Annotated in this window: 5 protein-coding genes; 3 read left to right on the top strand and 2 right to left on the bottom strand. The window is 46.7% G+C overall.

The features are described from left to right. Nucleotides 1-275: 275 nt before the first annotated feature. The 3 genes from Q0537_RS02865 to Q0537_RS02855 are packed head-to-tail and all read left to right on the top strand — an operon-like array spanning nucleotide 276 to nucleotide 3,013. On the top strand, nucleotides 276-1,427 hold the full coding sequence (locus Q0537_RS02865; protein ID WP_299224956.1) for an efflux RND transporter periplasmic adaptor subunit: 1,152 nt from the start codon (nucleotides 276-278) through the stop codon (nucleotides 1,425-1,427). Then, on the top strand, nucleotides 1,411-2,112 hold the full coding sequence (locus Q0537_RS02860) for an ABC transporter ATP-binding protein (RefSeq protein ID WP_299224954.1): 702 nt from the start codon (nucleotides 1,411-1,413) through the stop codon (nucleotides 2,110-2,112). The genes Q0537_RS02865 and Q0537_RS02860 overlap by 17 nt, the downstream gene beginning before the upstream one ends. A 1-nt stretch (nucleotide 2,113) precedes the next feature. Next, complete coding sequence (locus tag Q0537_RS02855) at nucleotides 2,114-3,013, top strand: ABC transporter permease (protein ID WP_299224952.1); 900 nt, start codon at nucleotides 2,114-2,116, stop codon at nucleotides 3,011-3,013. 651 nt (nucleotides 3,014-3,664) lie between these two features. Here the strand turns inward: Q0537_RS02855 and Q0537_RS02850 are convergent. Continuing rightward, nucleotides 3,665-5,857 carry a hypothetical protein gene (locus Q0537_RS02850; RefSeq protein ID WP_299224950.1) on the bottom strand — a complete coding sequence of 731 codons (2,193 nt, stop codon included), beginning with the start codon at nucleotides 5,855-5,857 and terminating at the stop codon, nucleotides 3,665-3,667. Next, a complete protein-coding gene (locus Q0537_RS02845) occupies nucleotides 5,811-7,931 on the bottom strand; it encodes a replicative DNA helicase (protein ID WP_299224948.1) in 2,121 nt (706 codons plus the stop codon). The genes Q0537_RS02850 and Q0537_RS02845 overlap by 47 nt, the downstream gene beginning before the upstream one ends. Nucleotides 7,932-8,568 lie beyond the last annotated feature (637 nt).

Here is an 8,568-nt window from a genome sequence, read left to right as displayed (position 1 = left end):
TATTCTCTCATAGAAAACTCCTTATAGCTTTGATAGTCATATTCTATCGTTTTTACTTTTTGAATGCAAAAATCTGCTACGGCATAAGTAAAAAGTTGAAATTACTTGCTAAATATGGAAATAAGATGTATTGTGTAACTAGTACAATTGATGTACCAGAAAGAAGCTGAAAGTGAGTTTTGGAATGCTTCTCTTTTCTCACGGTACAATCATTGTTCAGAGTGGATAAATTTGATATAATGGTCTTTAATGGAAAATATGAAAGGTGTTTTGGGATGAAGAAAAATACGAAAAGAAAAAAATGGCAATTTTACACATCTATTGGAACTGCAAGTGTTGTTATTGTCGGGGCTATGGGGATTTTACTTTTTAGACAACCTTCTCAGGCTGCTGTTAAAGATGCCCCCTCTCATTTGGTTGTTGCCAAAGAAGGAACGGTTGCCTCATCTATTCTCTTATCTGGTACTGTTACTGTAAAAAATGAACAGTATGTATACTTTGATGCAAGTATGGGTGAGATTGAAGAAATTTTAGTCTCTGTTGGAGACAAGGTGCGTGGAGGACAAGCGTTAGTAAAATACAATAGTTCTGATGCTCAGGCAGCATACGATGCTGCCAATCGTGCAGTAGCAAAGATTGATCGTCAAATCAATGAATTGAGGGAATCACGAAGTAAGGCCTTGACTTATTATGAAGAATATGGTGGTTCAGATGCTAGCACAGTATCTTCCCTTGATTCTCAGATTAAGGATGCTTGTGATAACCGCGCAGATGCAGAAGCACAAGTTAAAAAAGCAAAGGCTCAATTAGATGCTACAACTATCCTAAGTACAATAGAAGGAACAGTTGTAGAGGTAAATCGCGATCTCTCCAAATCTTCTGCAGGTAATGGCAAGGTCATGATCCATGTAGTGAGCAATGATAATTTGCAAGTAAAAGGTGAACTGTCAGAGTACAACCTTGCCAAGCTTTCAGTTGGACAAGAAGTGACCTTCACATCCAAAGTATACCCAGATAAAACGTGGACAGGGAAGATCAACTATATCGCAACTTATTCAAAGAATGGTGCTGATGGAAGTAATGGTACAGGTGCATCTAATGTCGGCTCTAAATATCCATACACTATTGAAATTACGAGTGATATTGGTGAGTTAAAACAAGGATTTTCTGTTAGTGTAGAAGTTAAAAGCGACAGTACATCTCTTCTCGTACCATTAACCAGCATCGTAGAAGAAGAAGGTAAAAACTATGTCTGGGTTGTTGACGAAGAGAATAAGGCTAAGAAAATCGAAGTTAGCTTAGGAAATGCTGACGCAGAAAACCAAGAAATCACTTCTGGTTTGACAAATGGGGCTAAAGTCATCAGTAATCCAACAACTTCCTTGGAAGAAGGAAAAGAGGTGAAGGCTGATGAAGAAACTAATTAGTCTAAAAAATATCTGTAGGAGTTATCGAAATGGAGATCAGGAACTGCAGGTTTTGAAAAATATCAACTTGGAAGTGAATGAGGGAGAGTTTGTTGCCATTATGGGACCATCAGGTTCGGGAAAATCTACTCTAATGAATACTATTGGAATGTTGGACACTCCAACTAGTGGTGAGTATTACTTAGAGGGGCAGGAAGTGGCTCGATTAGATGAAAAACAGTTGGCCAAAGTCCGTAATCAAGAGATTGGTTTTGTCTTTCAACAATTCTTTCTTTTGTCCAAACTAGATGCCCTTCAGAATGTTGAATTGCCTTTAATATATGCTGGAGTTTCAGCTTCCAAACGCCGTAAATTGGCAGAGACCTATTTGAAAAAGGTAGATTTGACTGATAGAAGTCACCACTTGCCTTCGGAATTATCTGGTGGACAAAAACAACGGGTAGCTATTGCACGTGCCCTTGTCAACAATCCTTCGATTATCCTGGCAGATGAACCAACTGGAGCTTTGGATACAAGGACAGGAAGCCAAATCATGGAACTTTTGGTGGAGTTAAATGAAGAAGGAAGGACCATTATTATGGTCACGCATGAGCCTGAGATTGCAGCTTATGCAAAACGTCAGATTGTAATTCGTGATGGGGCTATTGCATCTGATAGTGGGCATTTAGAAGGGGAGGGGCATTAAGATGGAAAATCTGAAATTTGCCTTTTCATCGATTATGGCACACAAGATGCGTTCATTTTTGACGATGATTGGGATTATTATAGGAGTATCTTCAGTAGTTGTCATCATGGCTCTGGGAGACTCTATGTCTCGTCAGGTCAATAAAAATATGACTAAATCTCAGAAAAATATTCAGGTCTTTTTCTCGCCTATTAAAAGTAAGGACGGCTCTTTTACCCAAAAACAGTCTTCTCTAACACTATCTGGTAGAGAGGATACAGCTTATGTTGTCCCACCCAAGACACAGGAAGCATGGGTTAAGGAAGCCGCTAAACTAAAGGGTGTAGATAGTTACTTTGTGACGAATAGTATAAATGTTACTCTGACTTATAAAGATAAAAAAGTTGAGCAGGCTAGTTTAACAGGTGGTAATATGACTTATATGACTGCCACTGAAAATGAAATAATCGCTGGTAGGAGTCTAAGAGAACAAGATTACAGAGATTTTGCAAGTGTGATCTTACTTGATGAAGAACTGGCTAACAGTCTTTTTGACTCACCACAGGCAGCTCTTAATCAGATAATCTCAGTTAATAACTTTCATTATCGAGTTATCGGAGTATACACAAGTTCTGAGGCTAAAACTGCAAAGATGTTTGGTATCGGAGGTTTGCCAATTACAACCAATACATCTGTTGCTGTTAATTTTAATATGGATGAAATCTCTAATGTTGTCTTTCGTGTAAATGATACAAGTCTTACTCCGACTTTAGGACCAGAACTCGCACGCAGAATGACAGAAATATCAGGAGTACATCAAGGAGAATATCAAGTTGCGGATGAAACAGCAACCTTTGAAGAAGTTCAAAAACTCTTTGGATTTATAACCACAATTATCACCGCCATCGCACTCTTTAGATAAAATTTCAACGAGTTTATTGCACGAACTATATTTTCCGTCACCGTAATCGCAGGATTTCAAAAGCGCTCTTTGCTCTTCGCTCCTCAAATCTTCTAACTTTATTAAACCTGTTAAAGACGATTGTGCCGCAGCAGGGATCGATACAAATGCCATTATAAACGCAAATAACGAAATTTTAAGATAGAATTTTTTCATTAGCACTCCTTATTTTAAGCGGCGATTATATTTAAAAATTTTTAGCTGGCTCTTAAATTTAAAGGGTGCGGCGGCGCGATAAGTGCGCCGTAATCCCACCCGCCTGCGCTTAGATGAAATTTTAAAATTTAGCCGCTGTCGCGCAAGCCTCGCGCACGCAAATTCCTCAATCCGCCGCTAAATTTTACTCGCAACGGGTCTAAATCGCGCCGCATTTCGTGTAGGATAAAATTTTATAAATTTAAAAACCCGCAGCGCTGCTTATTGCGCACCCGCCACACTGTCGTTTTGTGCCGCCTATTTTTTGCCACCAGTTTCACTACCGCTTCGTACCTACTGAACTACTACCGAGCCGCCCATTTTGATGCATGCCGCCCGCTACGCACGAAAACTCCATAATCCACCGCTAAATTTCGCTCGCAACGGATCTAAGTTGCGCGGGCATAATCCACCGTCCTACTTCCCGTCTAAATTTAAAATTTCACTCGAAATTTCGTCTATCGTCGCGTTGAAATCCTGCGCCAACGCGCGCTTTAACTCCTCTTTCGCCGCCATCATATCGCGCACGATCGCAGCTTCAAACTCCTCTCGATTGAGCGCCTCGTCGCCCTTGGCAAACGCAAAATCCAGCCCGAACCACGTAGCCACGGCAAACGCAGGCACGCACACCACCGCGCCCGGGCCGCATACGAGCCCCGCACTACCGCTTGTTGCGCTGGCGCCCGCTTTGGTAAGGGTCTTCGCGCCCGTTTTAGCCGCAGTTTTAGCGAGACTCTTGCTTATCAGCTTTGCGCCCAGCACGCCGCCCAGCGCCCCTAGCCCCGTCCCGCTCGCGCGATACGCCTTGCTTTTTAGGCTGAAGCTTTGCGTGACGTTAAGATCGATTTTCGCGCCGTATTTTTTGAGCGTAAAATTTAGCGAGCTCTCATAATCTTTGACGTTTGCCGCAGCGATTTTAGCGATATTTTCGCCGAAATCCTTCGGAAAGCTTTCGCTCACAAAGCCCGCAAATTTCTCATTCAGATACGCCCCCGCGTCATCGTCCCACACGCCGTGCCACAGCACCAGATAATCGCTCAGAAACGAATAATTGAAATCCGCCATTTTCTGCGCGCTAAGCCTCGCGCCCTCGTCGTAAACGGCGTCGATGTAGCTATTCAGCGCGGACGCAGCGTTTGCCTCTGCGGCAAAGCGCGTGGCATTTAGTTCGCCTCTTAGAACGTCCGCCTCGCGCGCGCTTAAGATCAGCCGCTCGCCGCTTTGCAGCACGATCTGCACGCCCGTCTCGACCGCGCTTTTAGGATGTGCACCTTCGGCTCCGCTGCCTGCCGTGCGCGTCTGCGCGGCACAGATCAAACACAGCGTGACGTAGGCAAGCGCAAAGATCGTGCCGCTAAAGCGCCCTATTTTGGGCACGGACGTGGCTCGCGGCATAAAAAGCACGAAGGCACAAAGATGCAAGATCGCGCAGTAAAAGAGGAAATCTCCCGCGCAGATCAGAAACAAAAGAGCGATTTTTAGCGCGCTAGGGCTCTGCGACAGCGCCAGATCAAACAGCGCGTTTTTGTAAAATTTCAAAGCGTAAATTTCATTTAGCAGAGCGGATTTGAAGTGCGCTTGCGGCGCGGTAGATTTTAAAATTTCAAAAATTTCAGGGATTGATGCGGAGCTTGTCGCGGACTTTTCAGCCGAATTATCGGCGGATGCGTTCGGCGTGGCGGGAGTTGGAGCTAAATTTAAATTTTGCGCTGCGGCGTAGCTTTTCGTAGAATTTTTAGCGAAGGTCTGCGGCGTAGCGACGGGATCTGCCTTAGAATTTTCAGCCGAGACCTGCACCCCTCTGACGGAGCCCGCTTTAAAATTTGCGGGCGAAGCGGTAGGATTTTTGGCAGCACCCGCTGCGGGCTTGACGGCATTGCTCGTCTCGGAATTTCGCACAACTATGGCGGCGTTGTTCGCAGCGGAATTTTTAGCTGATTTAGCAGAATTATCTGTTGCAAAATTTCCTACGGGCACGGAAACCTTATTCCTCGCGAAGTCTTCGGCGGATGCGGCGGTGCGGGCGGGCGGAGTAAAATTTATCGCGGAATTTTGAAAGTGCGCGGTAGTATCTACGCCGTCCGCGAGCCGCAAATAGGCTAAATTTAGAGCGAAATTTACCGCGACGGCAAGCGCGGCGAGTAGCAAAATGCTAAGTTTGAGCGATAAAATTCTAGGATTTTTAATCTCTTTTAGGCTGAGCTTCAGCACCGCTAGGCGCATCAGAGCAAGAGCTGCAGGCAGCGCCGCGAGCGTCACGAATAGCTCCGCGCCGCGCAGATCCGCTATGCCTAGCGCCAAAGTGGCGCTTAAGAGGATCGCGCCCGCGAAGGCTAAAACCCCGCTTATGAGCCTGCCTCTAAAAATTTTAATCAAAGTCCCGCTGCTGCGAAATAGCGCTGCATTGGCGCGCTGCTTCGCCTCGTAAAAAAAGCTAAATAGTACCCGAAATAGCGCATAAGCCCAAAACGCCGCCAGCGCGCAAAAGCCCGCGTCACTGAAATCCTGCGCGTAAAGTGCGAAGCAAAAAACGCTAACGATCAGCGCTAGCCTAAGCGCTATTTCACAGATCCAGCGGCGCGTCGTCGTCATCGAGCCTGTTTGCCTCATTGATCTTTGGAATGCCCATATCTTCGATATTTAAAGGCGGCGCGGGTTTAAATTTAGCCTCGTCCTCTTGCGGCTCCTGCGGCTCAAAAGGCGGCTCATCGCCCTCGCCGCTTCCAAAATACACAGAGTTCTCTTGTCGTGCGTTATTTGCCTCTTGCGATGCGCCCTCTGCACCTTGCTGCGCGCCTTTTGCGCCCCGAGATGTGCCTTTTACGCCCTGCGGAGTGCCTGCTAAATTTTTATGTACGCCCTCTGTTTTGGGCGAGATGCTGCCAGCTATTATATCATCTAAATTTTGCCCCTTAAATTCTTGCTTCTGCGGTGCGTCCTGTGCCGCGCGACGCACTTCTGACAAGTCCTGTTCCGCGCTAAGCTTAGACTCGCCGTCTATCTCCTCGCCGTCCTGCTCACTGCTTTCGCCAAAGCTAGGCATCTCATCAAAATCGATATTTACTCCGGGGGTTCGAGCGCTAGCGTAGCTTGTATTTAAATTTACGCCGCTATTTTGCGCTTCGTTAAAATTTTGAGCTTCATTAAAATTCTGCGTTAAATTTTGCTGTAAATTCTGCGCTGCATCCTGATGCGGGGTATCGAGGCGCGCCGCAGTAGGCTCCTCAAAGCCCTGATCTTGCAGCTGCGAGACGTAGTCGAGATTGTCGTTTTCGTTAAAGATCGCGCTCTCGCTGGGCTCGCCGCCGAAGCTCGTATCGACGAAGCGGGTAAATCTGCCCTGAAAGCCCACCTCGATCGTCCTGCCCGCCTCGCCCGAGCGGTTTTTACCGACGATGATTTCAGCTTTTTCCTGATAGTCGTTGCGCCTAAACACGGGCTCGCCCGCGTCCTTGCCCTCGGCCTCCAGCCTCGAAATGCGCTCGCGCTCCATCTGCTCTTTATAAACCTCGTCGCGATAGACGAAAAGTATGATGTCCGCATCCTGCTCGATCGCGCCGCTTTCGCGCAGATCGCTTAGCATCGGGCGTTTGTTCGAGCGCGCCTCAAGTGAGCGGTTTAGTTGCGATAGCGCGATGATCGGGATGTTTAGCTCGCGCGCCAAAAGCTTGAGCCCGCGCGAAATTTCGGCGATTTGCAGGTGGCGCTCGGAGTAGTTACTCGTGCTCGTCATAAGTCCGATGTAATCGATCACGCAAAGCTCGATATTGGCGTCCGCGGATTTGAGTTTGCGCAGCTGGGTGCGGACTTGGTGGATGTTCACGTAGCCGCTGTCATAGACGAAAAGCGGCATATTCAGCACCGCGTCGCAAGCGTCGTTGAAGCGCGTCCAGTCGTCGTCGCTAAGCTTGGCGCTCATTATGTCGCTTAGCGGGATCGAGCTAAGAGCGCTTAGTATGCGATACATTAGCTGCACGGAGGGCATCTCGAGCGAGAAAAATACGACGCCTTTGCCGCTTTGCAGCGTTTTCATCATCAAATTTAGCGCAAAAGCAGTCTTGCCCATGCCGGGGCGTGCGGCAATGATGATAAGCTCGCCCGGCTTTAGCCCCTTCGTGCAGTCGTTTAGGAAGCGAAAGCCCGTATCCAACCCCACGAGCTCCGAGCCTGCGAGCGCCTTTTGGCGCTTGAGCTCCTCTACTACGTCAGCGATAATCTCGTGTGATTTTTTGATGCCGCCGTGGCGCTCCTCGTCGATGAGCTCGTAAATTTTAGAGCTGATTTTATCGGCGGTGTCTTTGCTGCGCACGGCTTCGTTTACCATCGAAGGGATCTCGTGCGCGACCTTGATTAGCGAGCGCTTGATCGATTTTTCGCGCAGCTCAAGCGCGTATTTTGGGGCATCGACCACGCCGCTGGTGGCTACGACCTCGGTAAATGCGCCATCGTCGTAGCGCTCAGCTAGCCATTTTTTAACGAAGCTCGGCGCGATCGGCTCGTTGTGCGAGGAGCACTTGACGATCGCCTCGTAGATGTCGGCGTGCGGCTTGTAGAAAAAATCGCCGACCGAGATTATCTCGCTCAGCTCGCCGTATGCGTCCTCGTTTTGCAAAAGCGAGCTTAAGATCGCGCGCTCCATATCCAGATCGTATAAATTTGCAGGCACATTCTGCTTCGTTACCATCGCTTCCCCTCGTTTCGCATTTAAATTCTATAAAATTTCAAGCTCGCTTCCACAAATCTCTGCGGCGCGATAATTTTAAATTTTATAGAATTGAAATCTCGCCTCTTAGCAAATTTTATCGGGAGGAATTTGTATAATTTCGACCGCTTTAAATTTTGCTATCTAAAATTTCATCCTCGGAATTTTTGACTTTAAAATCCAGCCGGATGAAATGTCGCCCTTTGAAATTTTGACTCTTAAAATTTCGCTCGCCTTAAATTTTAGGTGCAAGACGAAATCCAGCCGGATGAAATTTCGCGGCGTATCGGAAGCTCATCCGTCAAGATTCCGCTTTGCGGCACGGAGTTCTACCGCTTAAAATTTTGCGCGGTAAATTCTACTCTATAAAATTTCGCTTCAAATCGCGAGTTTTAAATTTTAAAATGAAATTTCAAGACGAAATTTCAAAGCCAAAATTTTAAACTCAAAAATTTCACACGAAATTTCAGTACTAAAATTTCAAGCCTAAAATTGCAAACCAAAATTTTAAGCCGCACTCCCCAAAGGCTCAAATTTAAAAGCGCCGCCTTAAGGATGAAATTTTAAAATTTCACGCCAAGACGCGCTGTACCTATAAACCTAAACGAACCGCGATGAG

The sequence above is a fragment of the uncultured Campylobacter sp. genome (assembly GCF_938017775.1).
Lineage (GTDB): Bacteria > Campylobacterota > Campylobacteria > Campylobacterales > Campylobacteraceae > Campylobacter_B.
Note: the sequence above shows the minus strand (reverse complement) of the source record. Positions and strands in the feature narration are given on the sequence as shown.

Coding starts and splice junctions, on each gene's coding strand:
- Q0537_RS02865 (WP_299224956.1), top strand. CDS start 276: ATGAAGAAAAATACGAAAAGAAAAAAATGGCAATTTTACACATCTATT.
- Q0537_RS02860 (WP_299224954.1), top strand. CDS start 1,411: ATGAAGAAACTAATTAGTCTAAAAAATATCTGTAGGAGTTATCGAAAT.
- Q0537_RS02855 (WP_299224952.1), top strand. CDS start 2,114: ATGGAAAATCTGAAATTTGCCTTTTCATCGATTATGGCACACAAGATG.
- Q0537_RS02850 (WP_299224950.1), bottom strand. CDS start 5,857: ATGAGGCAAACAGGCTCGATGACGACGACGCGCCGCTGGATCTGTGAA.
- Q0537_RS02845 (WP_299224948.1), bottom strand. CDS start 7,931: ATGGTAACGAAGCAGAATGTGCCTGCAAATTTATACGATCTGGATATG.